This is a genomic window from Chryseolinea sp. H1M3-3, from assembly GCF_029360725.1.
Classification (GTDB): Bacteria; Bacteroidota; Bacteroidia; order Cytophagales; family Cyclobacteriaceae; genus Chryseolinea.
The window spans coordinates 624,293-643,728 of the sequence record NZ_JARKMY010000010.1 but is presented as its reverse complement, the minus strand read 5'-3'; the positions used below and the strand labels follow the sequence as shown (position 1 = coordinate 643,728).

General features: G+C 42.1%; 17 protein-coding genes. 9 read left to right on the top strand and 8 right to left on the bottom strand.

Translation table 11 applies throughout. The annotated features are described in order from the left end of the window. Window positions 1–78: 78 nt before the first annotated feature. From P2W71_RS19575 to P2W71_RS19560, 4 genes are all read right to left on the bottom strand, one after another. Window positions 79–2,145 carry a tetratricopeptide repeat-containing sensor histidine kinase gene (locus P2W71_RS19575; RefSeq protein ID WP_276373010.1) on the bottom strand — a complete coding sequence of 689 codons (2,067 nt, stop codon included), beginning with the start codon at window positions 2,143–2,145 and terminating at the stop codon, window positions 79–81. Next, window positions 2,115–3,197, bottom strand: a complete 1,083-nt coding sequence (locus P2W71_RS19570; protein WP_276373009.1) for a complex I subunit 1 family protein — start codon at window positions 3,195–3,197, stop codon at window positions 2,115–2,117. Before P2W71_RS19570 ends, P2W71_RS19575 begins: the two co-directional genes overlap by 31 nt. 96 nt (window positions 3,198–3,293) lie before the next feature. Further along, entirely contained in the window at window positions 3,294–4,109 is an 816-nt protein-coding gene (murI, locus tag P2W71_RS19565) for a glutamate racemase (RefSeq protein ID WP_276373008.1), read from the bottom strand. A 57-nt stretch (window positions 4,110–4,166) separates the two neighbouring features. After that, a complete protein-coding gene (locus P2W71_RS19560; RefSeq protein ID WP_276373007.1) occupies window positions 4,167–4,904 on the bottom strand; it encodes a hypothetical protein in 738 nt (245 codons plus the stop codon). A 262-nt stretch (window positions 4,905–5,166) separates the two neighbouring features. Here P2W71_RS19560 and P2W71_RS19555 point away from each other — a divergent pair, with 262 nt between their 5' ends. Further along, window positions 5,167–5,979 carry an SDR family oxidoreductase gene (locus tag P2W71_RS19555; RefSeq protein WP_276373006.1) on the top strand — a complete coding sequence of 271 codons (813 nt, stop codon included), beginning with the start codon at window positions 5,167–5,169 and terminating at the stop codon, window positions 5,977–5,979. Window positions 5,980–6,053: 74 nt separating this feature from the next. Next, window positions 6,054–6,866 carry a 4-(cytidine 5'-diphospho)-2-C-methyl-D-erythritol kinase gene (gene ispE, locus P2W71_RS19550; RefSeq protein ID WP_276373005.1) on the top strand — a complete coding sequence of 271 codons (813 nt, stop codon included), beginning with the start codon at window positions 6,054–6,056 and terminating at the stop codon, window positions 6,864–6,866. Between the two features lie 9 nt (window positions 6,867–6,875). Here ispE and P2W71_RS19545 read toward each other — a convergent pair whose 3' ends face one another. The 4 genes from P2W71_RS19545 to P2W71_RS19530 form a co-directional block, all read right to left on the bottom strand. Beyond that, window positions 6,876–7,772 (bottom strand): DMT family transporter, encoded by an 897-nt coding sequence (locus P2W71_RS19545; RefSeq protein ID WP_276373004.1) that lies wholly within the window; start codon window positions 7,770–7,772, stop codon window positions 6,876–6,878. Continuing rightward, window positions 7,772–8,908, bottom strand: a complete 1,137-nt coding sequence (locus P2W71_RS19540; RefSeq protein ID WP_276373003.1) for an LptF/LptG family permease — start codon at window positions 8,906–8,908, stop codon at window positions 7,772–7,774. Before P2W71_RS19540 ends, P2W71_RS19545 begins: the two co-directional genes overlap by 1 nt. 24 nt (window positions 8,909–8,932) lie before the next feature. Beyond that, entirely contained in the window at window positions 8,933–10,063 is a 1,131-nt protein-coding gene (tgt, locus tag P2W71_RS19535) for a tRNA guanosine(34) transglycosylase Tgt (protein WP_276373002.1), read from the bottom strand. A 112-nt stretch (window positions 10,064–10,175) separates the two neighbouring features. Continuing rightward, window positions 10,176–11,243, bottom strand: coding sequence for a substrate-binding domain-containing protein (locus P2W71_RS19530; protein ID WP_276373001.1), 1,068 nt, complete (start codon window positions 11,241–11,243; stop codon window positions 10,176–10,178). A gap of 279 nt (window positions 11,244–11,522) precedes the next feature. On the opposite strand from P2W71_RS19530, the gene P2W71_RS19525 reads away from it, so the two are divergent. The 7 genes from P2W71_RS19525 (at window position 11,523) to P2W71_RS19495 (ending at window position 19,394) form a co-directional block, all read left to right on the top strand. Continuing rightward, the gene (locus tag P2W71_RS19525) at window positions 11,523–12,623 is read left to right on the top strand and encodes a glycosyltransferase (protein ID WP_276373000.1); all 1,101 of its coding nucleotides are present in this window, start codon (window positions 11,523–11,525) and stop codon (window positions 12,621–12,623) included. Continuing rightward, entirely contained in the window at window positions 12,611–13,219 is a 609-nt protein-coding gene (locus tag P2W71_RS19520; RefSeq protein ID WP_276372999.1) for a sigma-70 family RNA polymerase sigma factor, read from the top strand. The genes P2W71_RS19525 and P2W71_RS19520 overlap by 13 nt, the downstream gene beginning before the upstream one ends. Before the next feature lie 26 nt (window positions 13,220–13,245). After that, window positions 13,246–13,875, top strand: coding sequence for a 16S rRNA (guanine(527)-N(7))-methyltransferase RsmG (gene rsmG, locus P2W71_RS19515; RefSeq protein WP_276372998.1), 630 nt, complete (start codon window positions 13,246–13,248; stop codon window positions 13,873–13,875). A 92-nt stretch (window positions 13,876–13,967) separates the two neighbouring features. Then, complete coding sequence (locus P2W71_RS19510) at window positions 13,968–14,501, top strand: hypothetical protein (protein ID WP_276372997.1); 534 nt, start codon at window positions 13,968–13,970, stop codon at window positions 14,499–14,501. Window positions 14,502–14,713: 212 nt separating this feature from the next. Next, window positions 14,714–15,637, top strand: a complete 924-nt coding sequence (locus tag P2W71_RS19505; RefSeq protein WP_276372996.1) for a transporter — start codon at window positions 14,714–14,716, stop codon at window positions 15,635–15,637. Window positions 15,638–15,666: 29 nt separating this feature from the next. Further along, the gene (locus P2W71_RS19500; RefSeq protein ID WP_276372995.1) at window positions 15,667–17,214 is read left to right on the top strand and encodes a phosphatase PAP2 family protein; all 1,548 of its coding nucleotides are present in this window, start codon (window positions 15,667–15,669) and stop codon (window positions 17,212–17,214) included. 5 nt (window positions 17,215–17,219) lie between these two features. Next, on the top strand, window positions 17,220–19,394 hold the full coding sequence (locus tag P2W71_RS19495) for a TonB-dependent receptor (RefSeq protein ID WP_276372994.1): 2,175 nt from the start codon (window positions 17,220–17,222) through the stop codon (window positions 19,392–19,394). Window positions 19,395–19,436 lie beyond the last annotated feature (42 nt).

The following is a 19,436-nucleotide window of genomic DNA, read 5'->3' as shown; positions in this document are numbered from 1 at the left end:
CTGCAAAAATAGGAGGGAAAAAGTTGTTATAAACAATTTCAACAAATTATTACAGGCAGGGTACAAAAAATGCCCTGTTTAGGAGGCAGAGACTTCGGCCTTCGGAAGTGTGAAGTAAAATGTGCTGCCGTAATCTTCAGCACTCTCCACCCAGATCTTTCCGCCGTTCTTTTCAACAAATTCTTTGCAAAGAATAAGACCCAGCCCTGTACCTTTTTCGTTAGCTGTTCCTCTGGTGGTGTACGGTGAAGTTTTATCAAAAAGGATTCTTAACACCTCTGTGGTCATCCCAATGCCGTTGTCTTTTACAGACACCAACCATTCATTACCTTGAGGCTTCGCAGCAATGCGCACCTCGCCCTTATCGTTGGTAAATTTAATGGCGTTCGTAATCAGGTTTCGGATCACCAGATTAATAGTATTTGAGTCTGCAAAGCCAATCGTATTAGGAGCAACATCATTGATGAGTTTAATTTCCTTTCCTGGTGTCTCGCCTAATAATTGAATGTTTTCATCCACGAGTTTTTTCAAATCTATCTTTCCCTTTTGTAGGTTCAGCTTATCCATTTGAAGCAAGGTCCAATCTAACAAGTTGTTGAGGAGGGCACGCGTATGGTTGAAACGGTTTTTAAGTTCACGAATATGTTTTGGCAATTCTTCTGAAGACACTGCACCTTTGTCGAGGAGGTCTAATAATCCTGACAGCGCATTGATGGGTGAACGAAGGTCATGCGAGATAATAGAAAAGAATTTGTCTTTTACCTGATTAAGTCGTTCAAGCTCTTCGCTGCGCTTTTCTGTTTCTTGCTGATGACGCAACAATAAGGTATTGATTTGGCGTCGGCGCTGACCACTTCTGTAAACACTGATCAGCATCAAGACGCTTAGGGCCATAATCACGATAAGCACATTGCGTACAAATTCCTGACGTTTAAGGGCACCCTCGGTAGTGGTCTGCTGTTCTGCGAGGGCTTTGATTTGAGAGTCCTTCGATTCTGTTTCAAACCTTATCTGGTCACGCAGTAATTTGGCCTGCATGTCCTGACTGAACAGCGTATCCTCTAATTCTTTGTATCGCTTAAAGTATTCCAAGGATTTTTTATAGTCGCCTTTCATCTCCCATAATGATGAAAGTTGGTTAAAGCATTGAATCTCGAGAATGCGGGCGTTAAGTTTCTGTGCATGGTTTAGACTTTTGGTGATGGATTGAAGCGCGTCATCGTACCGCTGTTGCCGCTGATAAACCACACCGCGTCCGAGTTCAACTTCTGCAAGTCCAAAATTGTCTTTATTCTTTGAGTACAGCGTATACGTTGTGTCGTAGTATTTTAAAGATGTATCGAAGTCACCTTTTTGCATGTACGTTTTAGCGATGCTGCTCATCGTCTTTGGTAACAGGCCAATGAGTTCGAATTGTCGGCTTTGTTTTAAAGATGCAAAGAGTGTAATCAAAGCCGAATCATAATTGCCCTGGCGTAGCAATACATCGCCGATTTCGTTAAGTGAATAAGGTTCTCCCTCGAGATCTTTGATCTGACTGCTCATTTTCTGTGAAATCTGAAAATGATCCAGTGCACGATTGTATTGTTCAAGTTCTTTAAACACTCTTCCGACATTATGGATGGTGATTGCCATCATAAAGGAATCCCGTACGGCTTTCGCGAACTTATAACCTTGCGTGAAATAGTAATAACTTTCGTCATACTCACCCAGGTCAAGATAATCGTGCGCTACATTATTATAGGAGCGAGCAATCAAAGCTGTATCCTGGGAAAGCATGCTGGATTCCAACGACATGTTATCAAGACGTAGTGCGGAGCTGTAATCACCGCTAACACGATAGACATCGCCCATGTTCCGATAAGCTATACTTTTGAGTCGGGGTAGATCCGTATTTTCCGCAAGAGATATGGCCTCCTCGCTGAGAGCCCGGCTTTTTGCTACATCGACATACGCATATTCCTGAGAGAGCGCGACTAAAACATTCGCACGAGTTGAATCCGGCAGATTATTTTGTAATACAGTTTGAAGACTATCAATCTTGCGCTGTGCTTGAGATTGAAAAGAGATCAATACTAAAAGGACAAACAGATACTTGAAGTAACGTCTTGCGTTTAAACAAAAAATATTTTCCAAAATCCGCATAGAATTACAAGCCCTAAGGCTATAGGTGTTAAATATTTCCAGGACAAGTTCATTAATTGATCTACTCTTAGGCGAGGATAAGTCCACCGAACCCACATTTGCAATGAAACCAAAAACCAAGACTTACTCACCAACCAAAAAATTCCCCAAAGGGTTGAGGCTATTGTTCCAGGTGTTCCACTTGTCCAGGTCGCTAACTTTACAAAGCCAACGTTAGGAAAAGGGGTATTCCAGCTTCCAAAAAATAATACCGCCCCTAATATACTTACTAAAAGCATCATTCCATATTCCGCGAGCATAATCACAGCCCAACGAAACCCTGAATATTCAGTTTGAAATCCAGCAACAATTTCTGATTCCGCTTCCGGCAAATCAAAGGGTGCACGATTACATTCAGCCAGTGAAGCAATAAAAAAAATAATCCATGCAGCTGCCAGCACAGGCATTTTAAAAATATTCCATGAAAGAAATCCACCAATGGATCCTACGTTGAGTCCCCATGATTCTATCCCAAGAAAATATTGAGGTTTATCGTAAAAGATACTTTGTTGGAAGGATATTTCCTGTAGGTCGAGTGACTGGCAAATGATACAAACGCAAAGAATGCTTAGTCCTAGTGGTACTTCATATGAAATAATCTGAGCGGCAGAGCGCATCGTACCCAGCATACTGTATTTGTTATTAGAACTCCATCCCGCGATTACAATTCCGATTACATCCAGTGAGATAATTGCCATGAGAAAAAACAGCGCAGACGAAAAATTTGCGCCTGACCACGAAGCAGAAAGCGGAAGCACTGCGAACCCGGCAAAAACGGAAGTGAAAATTATAATTGGTGCGATTTTAAAAAGCGCGGCCTGAGATTTTGCTGGGGTGATGTCTTCCTTTTGTATGAGCTTAACTAAGTCGGCAACTGTTTGCGCTAACCCATAATACCCCACTTCCATAGGTCCTAACCGATCCTGTATGAAGGCTGAAATTTTTCGCTCAGCATAGATGGCCAAAACCGTATAGAACAAAAGAAAAGGTAATATGAATACTAATGTTGTCAATTGTTTAGGTAAGTGTCCGACTATTCATCTGCCAAATTGAGAAAATTATTTGGGCCGATTTCTATTCTTTCGTAAAAAACGGTACATGGTACATTATTAATTCCACAGCGCATGACGTTCAAGCTGAACGCTTTGATGGAAGAACATGCGTGCTGATGCCTCGAAAGATTCTGTGTAATCCGATACCATAAACTGGTGATGTGCTACGGAAGCTTCGTCATTCAACAACCGTTGATCTTCGAGGTGTTGCTTTAGTGCTTTGGCAACAACTTCCGATGAATCAAGGATGGCGACCTTCCCTTTGTATAAAGATTCAATTTCATTCTTGATGAGCGGGTAATGCGTGCATGCAAGAATTAATGCTTCGATATTTTTCAGCGATTCATCAGACAAATAACGCGCGATGATTTCATGACTGATTTGATTTTTAAAAAAACCTTCTTCAATCATGGGCACCAACAGCGGAGTGGCTAGTGAATGAAGGTGAATGTTCTTTTTTCCCTCATGTATTTTACGTGAATAAACATCGGATTGAACTGTCCTTTTAGTACCGATCAGACCAACATGTTTACCTGGAAATTTTTCCAAGACCAACGCTACCATCGGATCGATCACATTAATGATGTGAATATCTTTCCGAACATATTCCGTTAACAATTCATAAGCTGCTGATGATGCCGAGTTACAGGCAATCACAATTACTTTGCAACCTTTTTTTACTAAAATGTCGGCGATCTTAATGGAATATGCCTGGATGGCAGCTTCTGATTTGTCACCGTACGGTAAATGTGCAGTATCTCCAAAATAGATCATGCTTTCATGCGGAAGCAATTTACGAATCGCGTGGGCTACCGTAAGCCCTCCGATACCGCTATCAAAAACACCGATTGGTTGTGAAGGTAGTAAAGCCATAAAGCCCGCCAATATACTGGGCGGGCTTTAAATAACTTAAGTTTGAGATAATTTATTTTATGCTACGTTGGCTGAAAGTTTTGCTACTACAACTTCCGTCTGCTCGCGGTGACCACAATACGTGCATTTATAATGTTTTAACAAAAAACCGTTTTCGTCAAGGGTGGGTGCTTGTTCAATTTCCTCCGCTTCTAATTTCATCGTGAAGTAACCACATTCTGAACACTCTTCCACGTGCTGATAGGCAGGATATTTTTCAATTTTTTTAAAACCGGTTTTTTCATCCAACCATATGTCATAGTCAATGGAGTGAATCTTACCTTCTTTCTTCATAAATTCTTCCAGATGATGCTCCTCTTCCGACTCCCTGAGTTTTCGCATGACGTTACCGGCAGGCGACACCCTCGGTTTATTTCGTAGCCGACTCAATCGTTTCTCCAGTTGTCGTGGATAATAAATTCTTACCAGGCTATAAAAAGTGATGTATGCAATCACGGCAAAACTCAGTGTAATAAAGATGCGAACATAAAACCATCTGATTCCTTCATCCTGAATTTTGTCAGTAGCGACGGTATTTGCGTATAACGCCGCCGCTGCGATAAATGCGATAACAGCATACCAAAAATAACGGATCTCGTGTAGGTTCACATAGTCGTATTTTTGTTTGTTATCTTTCAATTGAAAGACCTTGAACTCATGAAAGAGAAGGATCAATACACCCAATAGTACGCAGGTAGCTGCCCCGACGTACATGTACTGGTCCCACGTAGAAAAGAACGATGACGTGGTTTCCATAGCTGATATATTTATGTATATGAAATTTAATGATTTTAACCCATCCTTCCCAGCATGCTTTTTTGTTTTTTGAACGAATAACATGCATGGTAAACCCTTGAGAATAACTGATTTGAGCATCATTCAGGCGATAACAATAAGGTGGTTTGGCGCTACTTTACCGGTTAATAGATGCCTGATCCCGTAAAACCCTCCCTCGGCGATGCTGTGCTAATTCCGCAAGATTCGTATTATTGTGGCCTTACTTACTTATTAAAAAAACATGGGTAATAATTTATTGAAAGGAAAGCGTGGTATCATTTTCGGAGCCTTGGATGAAAACTCCATTGCCTGGAAAACGGCGCTGAAAGTTAAAGATGAGGGCGGTGTATTTACGTTGACCAATGCACCTATTGCCATGCGTCTAGGAAAAATTAATGAGTTGGCCAGTACTTGTAATGCGCAAGTGATTCCGGCTGACGCCACATCTGAACAAGACCTAAACACACTCTTTACGAAGTCTTCTGAAATATTAGGTGGCAAATTGGACTTTATCCTGCACTCCATAGGCATGAGCCCCAACATCCGAAAGGGCAAAGAATACGGTGACATGAATTACGAATGGTATTTAAAGACCTTAGATATTTCAGCTCTTTCTTTTCATAAAATAATGCAGACAGCAGAAAAACTAGATGCAATGAATGAGTGGGGTTCTATCGTGGCCTTGAGCTACATTGCCTCACAACGGTCATATCCTGATTATACCGATATGGCACAAGCGAAGGCGATGCTGGAATCTATTGCTCGGAGCTACGGCGCGAGATTTGCAAAACTTAAAAAGGTGCGTGTTAATACCATTTCTCAATCACCTACTAGAACAACGGCTGGGGCAGGCATTTCTGGTTTTGATGTGTTCTTTGAGTATGCACAAATGATGTCACCGCTCGGAAATGCCTCCGCTGAAGATTGCGCTAACTACATCGCAATATTATTTTCAGACTACACCAGGATGGTAACGATGCAAAACTTAATGCACGATGGTGGTTTCTCCACGTCGGGTATCACGCAGGAAATGATTGACCGGCTTTCAAAATAATTTTTCAGATTTGACGGTGTGGTCGAGGTTAGCTTTCGATTCTTTCCCCAACGCTGAAACATTAAACCTCCACGATGGTTGTTTTTCCTCCTTGCAAAATTAATCTCGGATTGTCTGTTCTTTCCAAAAGACCAGATGGCTATCATAACCTGGAAACATGTTTTTATACCGTTCCCTGGCTTGACGTACTCGAAGTTATTTCGTCAGACGAATTTTCATTCACCAGTACCGGCACCGTAATACCCGGCGTGCCTGAAGATAACCTTTGTGTAAAAGCGTACCGATTGTTGGAAAAGGATTTTGATATGGGTCCGGTAAAAATTCATTTACATAAAATAATTCCCTCCGGCGCTGGACTTGGCGGCGGGTCTTCGGACGCTGCTTATATGCTTAGGTTATTGAACGATAAATTTTCTTTAAACCTTTCTCAGAAAACGTTAATGGATTATGCCGCTCAACTGGGGAGCGACTGCGCATATTTTATTCAAGACAAACCCATGATAGGCACCGGACGGGGAGAGATTTTAAAAGAGATATCATTATCTCTTCAAAACAGATTTTTGGTAATCGTAAAACCCCATATTCATGTTTCTACGGCAGATGCTTTTGGAGGGATTACACCAAAGGAGTCTTCTCATGCCATTGAAACAATTGTATGTGAATATCCAGTCGGGGAATGGAAATCGATTTTGAAAAATGATTTCGAAGAGACTGTTTTTAAAAAACATCCGCTTATAAAATCAGTCAAGGATAAACTGTATGGGCTTGGTGCAATGTACGCTTCTATGAGTGGGTCCGGGTCTGCCGTTTATGGCATCTTCAATAGCGACGAAAATATTGCCAGGCATTTTCCAGATGCCACGGTGTGGGCAGGCAACGTTTCGTGAGCGATACGCTTAAACCGTGAATTGCCGGTCGTACTTTCTTTTCAGGAAAGGATATGAGGCAACAGCACTTAAAATAATGAGCGTCCCCACGTAGAAGTTAAGACCCATTTTTTCTTCAGCGCCAAAAATAATGACTGCCATGATGATGCCATAAACAGGTTCGAGATTTAACGTGAGCTGAATCAGAAAAACACTGACTTTCTTCATGAGTTCGACTGCAGTAGTATATGCATAGACAGAACAAGCTCCAGACAAAATAATCATGTATACCCAATCCATGATACCGGGAAGGAGTTGAAGGGTTTGATTTGATGCCCAGCTCATTTTGTAGATGGGCAACAAGAGCGTCAGAAAAATGAAGGCTCCCATCATCTCGTACAAGCTTATGGTAAAGGCCGGAACGTTTCTTACCATGCGTGCATTAAAAATGGAAAACAAGGCGGAAGTAAATCCGGCGAGTACGCCGACTAAAAGCCCCAGCGGATATTGAAAATTGAAGGAGAAAATGATGTACAATCCGAAAATAACAACTAATCCTAAGATCAATTCAAACTTCTTGATCGATGTGCGATTGAACAAAGGATCCAGCAATGCTGTCCATAAAGAGTTGGTGGCAAATCCGACGAGGCTTACGGAAACATTTGAAATTCTTGCTGACTCAAAAAATGCCAGCCAATGGATGGCCACAATAAAACCAATGAGGGTCAGCGTAACAAATTGTTTCGAGGAAACACGAAAGGTTTCATTGACAAAAAACATCACCATGGCTATTCCGATTGCGGAAAGCAAGGTTCGGTAAAGAACCATTTCATACGCAGGAATGCTGACGAGCTTTCCCAGGATACCCGAAAAGCCCCAGAGAAAAACGATGAAATGAAGTTTGAAGTAATCGGTGCGCGTTACCATCAGCGCGGCACATATTTGTACATTCCAATCGAGATAATTCCAAAAACGATATTCGGTATCCAGACAGAAATTTGCGGTGGCATAGAACCATTCTCAGCAAATGTTCTGAAGAGCGTAAAGAATAAAATAAAAATGAACGACAACAAAAATCCGAGAGCGATTTGAGGTCCTGTACCTCCCCGGCTTTTTCGTGCCGAAACAATTACACCCATAAAGACCAGGATATATATTGTAAAAGGGGATGTGTATCGGGTATATTTTTCAACTTCATAAACTTCAATGCCTGTGGAGCCCCGTGCACGTAACGTACGAATTTGATGATCTAATTCGTTTAATGTAAGTCCATCGTATTTGCGATAATCACTCTCAAATTCTTTAGGATGGATGACAAGCGCAGTATCCATTTCGTCTCCTCTTTCAACGAATTCCTGTGGAACTGCAACTTTGGATACCTCCAAGGCTGGAACTGTTTCTGGTCGTTTGGGTGTCTCAAAAATTCCATCCACTTTTTTCAAACTCCAATCGTGTAGCTTCCATTTTAACTTGGTGGAGTCCCATACAATTTTACTCGCGGTCAGCTTTTCGATCAACCTGTTGTGATCAAATTTTTCCAGTGTAAAATGATATCCGGTTTCATTGTTATTATTGTAGCTCTTCATATATAAATATGTGTCGGAAGCTACCTGGATGTGAATGTTTTGTTTTTCAAAGTAATACTTACTCTTAAGATATTCCATTTCAAAGGCAAGCCTTGATTTATTGGAGTTGGGAATAACCCATCCATTTAAAACGAAACTGATGGCTGCAATTAAGGTAGCCCCGATAAAATAAGGGACTAGCATTCGCCTGAAACTCATGCCTGAGCTAAGCATTGCAATAACTTCTGTATGACCCGCCATCCGTGAGCACACATAAACAGCAGCAATGAAAATCGTGATAGGAGTTAGCAAGCTTCCTATCCAGGGAATGTAATCGAGATAATATCCAATAATTTCGCCAGCGCCCAGGTGAGCCTTAGCGAACTTATCCATCTTGTCTGTAAGATCAATTACTGTGATAACCGAAAGCAGAATCAGCACCACAAAGAAAAATGTGACGAGAAAAGTCTTGAGGATATATTTATCAAGCAGCTTCATATACCGTTTCGGATTGGTGGGTGTTTACAATCTCTGACTCACTTTTTTGACCATATTGTCTTTCCAGGAAGCAAAGGTACCCTCAATTATTTGTTTTCTTGCCTCTTTTACCAACCATAAATAAAACGTCAAATTGTGTATCGAAGCAATTTGCGCTCCTAAAATTTCCTTGTTGATGATAAGGTGCCGCAAGTAGGCTTTAGAATGAAACGTACTGGCATAACCACCAAGCGCCTTATCTATAGGAGACAAATCGTCTTTCCATTTTTCGTTACGAATGTTGATGATACCTTCGGTTGTAAACAACATACCATTGCGTGCATTTCGCGTTGGCATCACACAATCAAACATATCAATGCCTAAGGCGATACATTCCAGAATATTTTCGGGCGTGCCAACGCCCATGAGGTATCGGGGTTTGTCGGAAGGTAATATACCGCATACAAGACTTGTCATTGCATACATATCTTCATGGGGTTCGCCTACAGATAAACCGCCTATTGCATTGCCTTGTTGATTTTGATTGGCAATATATTCAGCAGACTCCTTTCGCAAATCAGGATAAGTACTGCCTTGCACAATTGGAAAAAGACTTTGTTCATAGCCATACAACGGCTCTGTGGAATCGAACCGGTCAACACAACGCTTCAGCCAGCGATGGGTGAGACCCATTGAATCTTTTGCATATTGATATTCGCACGGGAAGGGGGTACATTCATCGAACGCCATGATGAGGTCGGCTCCAATAGCACGCTGAATATCCATTACACCTTCAGGAGAAAATGTGTGTTTGGATCCATCGATGTGTGATTTGAATACGACACACGCCTCCGTAATCTTGCGGTTAGCCCCCAAAGAATAAACCTGGTAGCCGCCGCTGTCGGTTAGCATGGGCTTATTCCAGCCGTTGAATTTATGCAAACCACCAGCCTTTTGAAGCAACTCAATGCCTGGACGTAAATAAAGATGATAGGTGTTGCCTAAAATAATCTCTGCATGGATATCATTTTCCAGCTCGCGCTGATGAACGGCTTTGACTGATCCCGCAGTGCCAACGGGCATAAATATAGGCGTATGAATTTCGCCATGACTTGTAGTAAGGGTTCCTGCCCGTGCGCCCGACCTGGGGTCTGTGGATTGAAGTTGGAATTTCATAAATGAGCGCAAAAATACCTTTCTGCGATCACAATTCCTTTATGCTTCTGATGGTAAAGAATGCCGATTTAGACTAGCCGTAATCTAAATCGGAAATTCCACACCACGAATATTAGTGCAGACCTGAGTTCAAATAGGAACCAAGGTTTTCTTCGGTAATAACTTCAAGGGGGAACAGTTCCTGCTGAGGCATTGATTTTTTAAACATCAGATGATTTACCAAGTGGCTTATTCCAAGGAAAGCCTGACGTTTTGGGTTTTGATGAATCAGAAAATCAATTGTTCCGGTTTTGAGGTATTTCAAATTCTCATCTAGTAAGTCATAGCCAATAAGCCGGATATGTTTCTTTGAATGTTTTTCCAAAAAACTTGCCGCAACGGCTGAACCTTTGGAGGTTGTAACAAAGATGCCTTTTAGATTTGGATTATTGACCAGTTCATTCAGTTGGGTTTCAAAAGCGCTATCCGAAGGATTGAGGTTTAGTGCCATGATCTCAAACTTGGCTTTTCCATTTGAACTAAAATATTCACGGAAACCTTTTTCCTTCTCCACTAAGTGGAGCGAGTCTTGAATATCTTCATCCATGTGAAGCACAGCGAATGTTCCAGGGTTTTCTTGTCCAAAATGCAAAAGCTGAGCAGCCACCTTGCCGCTTTGATACAAATTCTGTCCGATAAAGCTTAACGGAGTTGCTTCAGGTATATTGGTATTGAAAAGCACGTATGGGATCTGCTCCGTTTTAAGCAAATCAAAAACAGGCAGCGCTTCATGATAAAAGATAGGAGCCACTACGATACCATCGGGTTTAGTGGCAATTGCTTCCTGAACGGTAGTTATAAAAGATTCTTTGTTGAAAAGATCAAATACGTGTAAATCTATATTAATGCCGTACTGAGTCCATTCCGCCTGTGCCTGGAGAATTCCTTTGTTGGACTGTGACCAGTAAGGATCTTGCTCGGGATTAGGAATGATGGCAGCAATGCGATAGTTTTTATTTGAACCAAGCGTCCGCGCGATTAGGTTGGGTTTGTAATCAATCTGCTCCATTACTGAAGTAACTTTTTTCAGCGCCTCTTGCGACACGCGACCGCGATTGTGAATTACTCTATCGACGGTTCCTACAGATACTCCAGCCAGTTTGGCGATATCTTTAATGCGAATATTTTTTCCTAAGTCCATGTTTCAAATCAATAAAATTTTAGCCTCATAACGAAAATAAATTTGTTTAATTTTCTTACATGTTTTCGAACACATGAATTATGTTCACGCAAACAGCGCAATGCCCTTTTTTTCCTGTTTAAGCCCACTTCTCGGATTTCTTCCGTCATTTTTACAATGAATAGGCAATCAAACGATACCTGATCCGTACATGTATGCCGCCCACCTTTCCATGAGTTTGGTCTAAAAGTTCTTTCTTCCTCCGTTGCTAACTTTATATTTGTCGGAAAATCTCAGTCCTTGGAAGTTTTGCTTATTATTTTTTTCTCCATTGTAGGCGTACAGTTTATATACTTAGTCCTCTACCTGGTTGCACTTTCGAAAACATCGGTTGACAAGCCCACCCAGGCATTGCCGGTATCGATTATCATTTGTGCCCATGATGAAGAACAAAACCTTCGGGAGCTTATTCCGCTTTTATTATCACAAAACCACCCTGAATTCGAAATTATTATTGTAGACGATCGGTCTAATGATGGAACGTTCGACTTTCTGCTGCAGGAAACCGCTAAGGATCACCGGCTCCGTATGGTTCACGTTAACAGAACGCCCACGCTCTTCAATAATAAAAAATATGCACTCACTTTAGGGATTAAAGCAGCAAAATATGAATGGCTGCTTTTAACCGATGCAGATTGTCGTCCGGTCAGCAAAGATTGGATCGGTTCTTTTAGCAAACATTTTAGCGATACTACCCAATTCATTTTAGGATTTTCGCCTTACGAATCAAAACCAGGGTTTTTAAATGCATTTATCAGGTATGAAACGCTGGTTTCAGGGATTCAATACATATCCTTTGCATTATTGGGAAGCCCCTATATGGGTGTTGGCAGGAACCTTTCTTATCGAAGATCTAAATTCTTAGACGTTAAGGGCTTCAATAATTTTACTAAGGTGACTGGGGGTGACGACGATCTCTTCGTGAATCAACATGCGCGGAAAATAAATACTGCTGTCTGCATTGAACCCAATGCGATTGTTACATCCATTCCAAAGACAACTTTTCGTGCCTTTTACGACCAAAAGATAAGGCACTTGTCGGTCGGAAAATATTATCGTTTTGGTCACCGGTTATTGTTGGGACTTTTTGCCATCTCCTGGCTTTTGACCTGGTTCATAGGTATCCCTTTAGCTATATTTTCGGAAGTTTATTATGTTGTGATTGGCTTGCTGATATTGAGACTCATATTGGTTACCCTAACCGCCAGCGTAGGTGTAAAGAAACTTCATCAGAAGGTGGAACTCTGGGCCATTCCTCTTTTAGATTTTATTTATGCCTTTTACTATCTTGTCACGGGCATAAAAGCCTTAGCTACAAAAAAAGTACGATGGAAGAATTAGAAAACAGGTTTTCATCCAAAGCGCTGGAGGATTTTAAATTAATTGACATGGCGGTGGGCGGAGATGATAAAGCCTATGCTAAACTCTTACAACGATATAAGCGCCCTGTCTACCACATGATTCTGAAAATGGTTCGGAACGTTGATGATGCGGAAGATCTTACCATTGAATCATTCGCAAAATCTTTCAGAAGCCTCCACCGGTTTAAGAAAGACTTTACTTTCAGCACCTGGCTATTCCGAATAGCCACAAACAATACCATTGACTTTATCAGGAAGAAAAAACTTAATACACTTAGCATCGAAAATACCTTTACGGATGATGATGGTCAATCTGTTTCCATTGATGTGGAGGATGAGAATTTAGATCCACAAGAAGAAACAATACGGATGCAAAAGGCTGAGCTTATCCAGGTATTCGTTGATAAACTCCCCCCCAAGTATCAAAAGCTGGTGCGCCTCCGTTATTTTCATGAGTTGTCGTACGAAGAAATTGCCGTTGAGTTAGATGCACCTTTGGGTACTGTCAAAGCGCAGCTTCACCGCGCACGCGAGCTGATGTTTGAAATGGTGAAGAATAAACGAGATCATATTTAATCGGAGATAAATTTCAGCAGATTCCATTGAGTAACGTCGACCTACTACTTCAATACTTTCCTACACTTTCAGAAACTCAAAAAAGTCAATTTGACAAGCTCTACGGTCTTTATAAGGAGTGGAATGAAAAGATCAATGTCATTTCACGAAAGGATATCGACAATCTTTATATCAACCACATATTACACTCGCTGGGCATCGCCAAGGTAATAGCATTTAAACCGGGCGCAAAAGTACTGGACGTGGGTACCGGAGGAGGCTTCCCTGGTATTCCGTTAGCCATTCTTTTCCCTGAAACACAATTTCATCTCGTCGATTCAATCGGCAAAAAAATAACAGTCGTGAAAAATGTTGCCACGGCCCTCGGCTTGAAAAATGTGAATGCGGAACAAATCCGGGCGGAGCAATTGAAAGACGAATACGACTTCATTGTCAGCCGCGCGGTAACACGCCTTAAAGAATTTTACGGATGGGTTCACCGCAAAGTGAAGAAAAAATCCAATCATGAACTCTACAATGGCATCCTGTATTTGAAAGGGGGTGATTTAGATGAAGAACTGGCTGAGTTGAAAAAACCGTATCAAGTTTTCGAGCTTTCTGACTTCTTCAAAGAAGATTTTTTTCAGACAAAAAAAATCGTCTACGTGCCCCTTTGAAACATTTTGATGTTGCGATTGTTCTGCATTTTCCCTCCGCAATTGATTCTTAGATTTTTTTTTTATAACTATGCTTGGTACTCCCCTATGCTTTGAAACGGATTTTCTCAATATTCTTGGTATTTCTGATGCTGTTCAATGCATTAGGCTTCTATGGATTATTGCAAGGTCTGAGATATAAGTCTACTCGAAATTTGGTGCAGCGGCTGGATAATCATCAGTATGCCGAAGAGGAAACATTCACGATAAAAGTGCCTATTTCAATCCCCTACCAATCAGACTCAGAAATGTTTCAGCGCGTAGATGGCGAGATTGAGCACAACGGCGAATTTTACCGCCTTGTAAAACAGAAATTTCAGAGGGATACATTATTTATCGTTTGTATCAAAGACCATGAAAGTAGTCGCATTAAGCAAGCGTTGGCAGACTATGTCAAATCTTTTACAGATAAGCCCGTCAAACATACAGGAAAACAATTCATCAGCTTTATTAAAGATTTTCTACCTACCTATATAAAAATATCTAACGGATCAGAAGGGTGGAATTATTCAATAGCCATCCAATCTTACACGGTGTATTTCTACAATAGAACGCTTTCTGTTGTTACACCGCCTCCCCAAGCCTAATCTCAATTTCTTACTTTTGTGTAGGCCTGCCGTTACGGTCCAGGACTGTATGTGCTCGGGATATTTACGGTAAGATCTTGGATCTTATTGGGCTTTCTTAAACAAACTTTACGTAATCAATACTGTATGAGTAAATTTTACTGACGCAATCAGCATATGATTTTTTATGCGATAAACTTTAAACCTAATACCGAATCTTAAACCAAAATTTCATGAAAGACTTTACAAAAATCTGTTGTTTACTCGCTTTCCTCTGTTGTATCGGGGCTGCGCACGCGCAAACTCCCCTGGACGCAATCATGATGGAACAGCGCGAGTCATGCATTGCATTAACCTATGATCGTGGATCATTTGATCAATACTGGGAAGGTACATACCTCCGCAAGAATGCAACAATTGCAAAAGTTACCCGCACAACCATTGCTCCGATGATTGCTATCGGGCTTCATAAAAAGCTTAATTTTTACGTTGGCGTACCTTATGTTAAAACTGAATCCAGTGAACCTAATGGAGGGTTTCTGTACGGCGCCAAAGGCTTTCAGGACCTAAGCCTGGCGTTGAAGTTGGAAATAATCAACAAACAAATGGGTAAAGGAAAATTAGCAGTGCTGGCTGCAGGGGGATTTGCTACACCGATCACCAATTACCTGTCTGACTACCGTCCATACAGCCTGGGTAATGGAACCGATGAATGGAGTGTTCGGGGAATCGTACAATACAAATTGGACATGGGACTTTATGCCCGGGTTGCAGGAGGACACTTGTTCAGAGGTGAAACAAAAATCGAACGCGATTACTATTATGCTAATGGCAGCTACTATACCAATTGGATGGATGTACCAAGTGCCTGGGAATATAATGCGGCAATAGGCATATGGTTGTTTGATAGCTCGCTCAAATTAGAGACAAGTTACTATGCGCAAAATTCTACAAGCGGCGACGACATACGAAAATACAACGCTCCACAACCTACCAACAAAGTCAACTTCGGCCAACTTGGTTTTTCTGCACAGTATTATATCAAAAAGGTGAAAGGCCTTGGTGTACTTGCTTATTATTCTGAAGTGCTTAACGGTAGGAATATCGGTAAAGTCACAAATTTCGGTGGAGGACTCACCTATCAGTTCAAGATTTAATTGGTGTAAACCTGAATACGATCCTTAATATGAAAAAGAATTTAATTATATCCCTTTTGTGTGCATGCTGGTGCTTGCTGTTAGTTGCATCCTGCGAGAGTGACCTTCCACGGTTTGCCAATTATTCTGCCTACGACTATTCAAAATTAGATGAAGACGGTGGGAGCTGGACACCCGTGATGCTGGCTTCGCCTAGCCAGATTGTTGTGCCTGCACCCGAAGATGAAAGCTCTCCAGCTTATCAGGCAGAATTAGCCTCACTCAAAACCACGATGGCAAATCTTGATGGTGATCAAAAGAAAGCAGTTGAATACTGGACAAACAATCCGATCATCAGATGGAATGAAATTGCGCTGGAGCTGGCCGCGAAGTACAACCTGATACCTGGCCCGAATGCTGATGGTAAAACCTACACGCTTCCAAATCCAGCAACGCCGGAGGGTCCAACGCCGTTCCCCTTTGCACATCCAGCTTACACCAGCAGAATGCTCGCTTACTTAAGCGTGGCTCAGTTCGATGGTTTAATAAGCGCATGGCACTACAAATATCTTTACAACAGGCTTGCCCCTTCTCAAAATGATAACTCCATTGAAGCAGCTTATGGCGAAACCATGCTACCTTCTTACCCCGCTGATGGCGCAGTGATCGCAGTTGCATCAAGAAATATTTTATCAGCCATGTTTCCCCTGGAAAAAGCATACCTGGAAGAAAGAGCGCAGGAACATTTGTCCAGTTTACAATGGTCAGGTACGAATGTTCAAAGTGACATCACTGCCGGAGAATACATTGGTGTTGAAGTGGCAAAATTAGCACTAGGAAAAGCATCTAAAGATGGCATGAGTAAAGCACAGTGCCCTAAAAATGTGTCTGATTCTATCGCAAAATCTGCTTTTGATCGTTTTGGCTGGAAATGGGAAAACCGGGAAGAGCCTCCACGACCTGTCGGCCTTGCACCTTTATATTGTAATGTAAAAATGTGGAGTGTACCGAATGTCGCGGATGTTAGACCGGAACCTCCGCCCGCGATTGGCTCTCCAAAATTCTTAGAGGCCGTTAAGGAACTGCAAGACATCCAGAATAACATGACGGAAGAAAAAAGAAGAATTGCCAACTGGTGGTCTGATGGTCTGGGATCTTACACCCCTCCCGGCCATTGGAATAAATTTGCAAAAGACTTTCTCATAAAATACAAGGAGAATCCAATCCGCTCTGCCAGAACATTTGCTTACATGAATATGGCCATCTCTGATGCAGGGATCAGCTGTTGGGATGCGAAATATTTTTACCACTATCCGCGTCCTATTCAAGCGATCCCAGGATTCAAAACGATTTTGGGTACGCCTAATTTTCCAAGTTACACATCGGGTCATAGTACATTCTCGGCCGCTGCTGCTACCATCTTATCCTATCTTTATCCAAACGAAGCAGCACAATGCGAGGCGTGGGCGAATGAAGCTGCCGAGTCCAGAATTTACGGTGGTATTCATTACAGGTTTGATGCAGAAGTCGGTATAGAACAAGGAAAGAAGGTAGCGGAATATACATTGGTAAAAGCACAAAACGACGGCGCTGATTAATCATCATGAGATACCTCCTGACCTTAATGCTGTTCGGTAGCACGGGTGCCCTACTGGCACAACAACAGCCGGATTCTCTTGCCACCAAAAGGCTCGACGAGGTTGTTATAGAAGGTGATAAAGAGATTAATGTTGAACGCCTTCCTGCCATTGAAGGCACCCATATTTGGTCAGGAAAAAAGAACGAAGTCTTAACGATACGGAATCTGGACGCGAATATCGCCGAGAAGACAGCACGGCAGGTTTTCGCCAAGGTTCCTGGCGTTTTTGTGTATGATATGGATGGTACCGGGAACCAAATTAATATTGCTACCCGTGGACTCGATCCGCACCGGGGCTGGGAGTTTAATATTCGCAGGAATGATGCGCTGACAAATTCAGACATGTATGGATATCCAGCGAGTCATTTTAGTATGCCCATGGAGGCCGTATCCCGGATTCAATTGGTCCGGGGTACAGGTTCTCTCCAATACGGGGCTCAGTTTGGAGGGATGCTGAACTACATTACCAAAAAAGCGGATACCACCCGCCAGATTGGTTTTGAAAGTGTAAACTCTGCAGGATCCTTTGGGTTGTTGAGTACTTACAACGCAGTGGGTGGACGTATCGGTAAAGTTGATTACTATGCCTATGTCAGCAAACGTGTTTCGGAAGGATATCGCGACAACAGCAGGTCGGACGCCGATGCACAGTCAGCAATGATCACGTATCGCCCCTCCGAATCACTGACCATCACTGCCGAATTCTCTCATTCAACGTATGTGTATCAGTTGCCAGGAGCACTTAATGACAGCATGTTTAATGCAGATCCACGGCAGTCGACACGCTCCAGAAACTATTATAGTCCTGATATCTACATCCCCTCCGTTACGCTGGAATGGCGGTTGAGTGCTAATACAAAGATTACGTGGTTGACTTCGGCTGTGCTGGGAACACGCAATAGTGTTATGTTTGATAAACCATCAGGCGTTGTTGATGTGATCGACCCGGCTACATTAACATACGCACCACGGCAGGTCGACATCGACAATTATAACAGCTATACATCCGAACTTCGGTTGTTGCATGACTATAAGTTTCTCAACGCTGCCAGCACACTTTTGATTGGCGTTCAGGGAATGAAGAACAATCTCCGGAGAAGGCAACTAGGAAAAGGAACCACCGGGTCTGATTACGATTTGACATTAACTGAAGAAGGGTGGGGGCGTGATTTACGTTTTAAAACAAATAACCTGGCCTTCTTCCTGGAGAATAATTTTAAAATCACAGACCGCTTATCAGTAACACCTGGATTAAGGGCCGAAACGGGTAAGTCGGATCTTGCAGGATCAACCACCTATTATCCAACGGATAAGCTACCCAATTCCATCGAACATCAATTTATACTGGCGGGTCTTAATGTACAATATGACTTAACACCTTATCAGGATTTCTATGCGGGTTGGGCACAAGCCTATCGTCCCGTAATTTTAAAGGATATTGTTCCGGCCTCAACGTTTGAGCGTGTTGATAACAACTTGGCAGATGCGGACGGTTACAATCTGGAAATCGGATATAGAGGTGCTAAGGGTTCTTTTCGATGGGATGTCAGCGCTTTTCAATTACAATACAACAACAGGCTAGGTATACTCTCGCAGACAGATGAAAACGGAGAATTCTACCTTTTTAAAACTAACATTGGTAATTCGCTCACGCGCGGTTTGGAAATCTTCGCCGAGTATTATTTACCCATCAGAAATGTGAACGTATCCATTTTCACATCCACATCGTGGATGGACGGACGTTACAAAAACGCGTTTGTCCGTGTAGGCGATAGTAATGTTAGTGTAGACAACAACAAGGTGGAAAGTGCGCCTGAAATAATTTCACGTAATGGTTTCAACATTAAACTGGGAACCGCAAGCATTTCACTTCTGTATAGTTACACTGCTGAAAGCTTTGCCGATGCACTAAATACAGAGACTCCATCGAAGAATGGCTCGGCGGGTTTAGTCCCGGCGTATGGCCTTGTAGATATTAACTCTTCCTGGCGGCTATCAAAGAATATTACTGTTCGTCTTAATATGAACAATGTTACCAACAAACAATACTTTACCAAACGTCCGCAGTTTTACCCAGGGCCAGGGATATGGTCATCAGACGGTAGATCCGTTGTTATGACAATAGGACTGAATATTTAGAAGAAAAGTTGGGAGGAACACTGGAGACACGAAGACTTTTTT

Bases quoted from the DNA above. Each gene is read 5' to 3' on its own strand.
- P2W71_RS19575 (WP_276373010.1), bottom strand. From the start codon at position 2,145: ATGCGGATTTTGGAAAATATTTTTTGTTTAAACGCAAGACGTTACTTC.
- murI (WP_276373008.1), bottom strand. From the start codon at position 4,109: ATGGCTTTACTACCTTCACAACCAATCGGTGTTTTTGATAGCGGTATC.
- P2W71_RS19560 (WP_276373007.1), bottom strand. From the start codon at position 4,904: ATGGAAACCACGTCATCGTTCTTTTCTACGTGGGACCAGTACATGTAC.
- P2W71_RS19555 (WP_276373006.1), top strand. From the start codon at position 5,167: ATGGGTAATAATTTATTGAAAGGAAAGCGTGGTATCATTTTCGGAGCC.
- ispE (WP_276373005.1), top strand. From the start codon at position 6,054: ATGGTTGTTTTTCCTCCTTGCAAAATTAATCTCGGATTGTCTGTTCTT.
- P2W71_RS19545 (WP_276373004.1), bottom strand. From the start codon at position 7,772: ATGGTAACGCGCACCGATTACTTCAAACTTCATTTCATCGTTTTTCTC.
- P2W71_RS19540 (WP_276373003.1), bottom strand. From the start codon at position 8,908: ATGAAGCTGCTTGATAAATATATCCTCAAGACTTTTCTCGTCACATTT.
- tgt (WP_276373002.1), bottom strand. From the start codon at position 10,063: ATGAAATTCCAACTTCAATCCACAGACCCCAGGTCGGGCGCACGGGCA.
- P2W71_RS19530 (WP_276373001.1), bottom strand. From the start codon at position 11,243: ATGGACTTAGGAAAAAATATTCGCATTAAAGATATCGCCAAACTGGCT.
- P2W71_RS19520 (WP_276372999.1), top strand. From the start codon at position 12,611: ATGGAAGAATTAGAAAACAGGTTTTCATCCAAAGCGCTGGAGGATTTT.
- P2W71_RS19505 (WP_276372996.1), top strand. From the start codon at position 14,714: ATGAAAGACTTTACAAAAATCTGTTGTTTACTCGCTTTCCTCTGTTGT.
- P2W71_RS19500 (WP_276372995.1), top strand. From the start codon at position 15,667: ATGAAAAAGAATTTAATTATATCCCTTTTGTGTGCATGCTGGTGCTTG.
- P2W71_RS19495 (WP_276372994.1), top strand. From the start codon at position 17,220: ATGAGATACCTCCTGACCTTAATGCTGTTCGGTAGCACGGGTGCCCTA.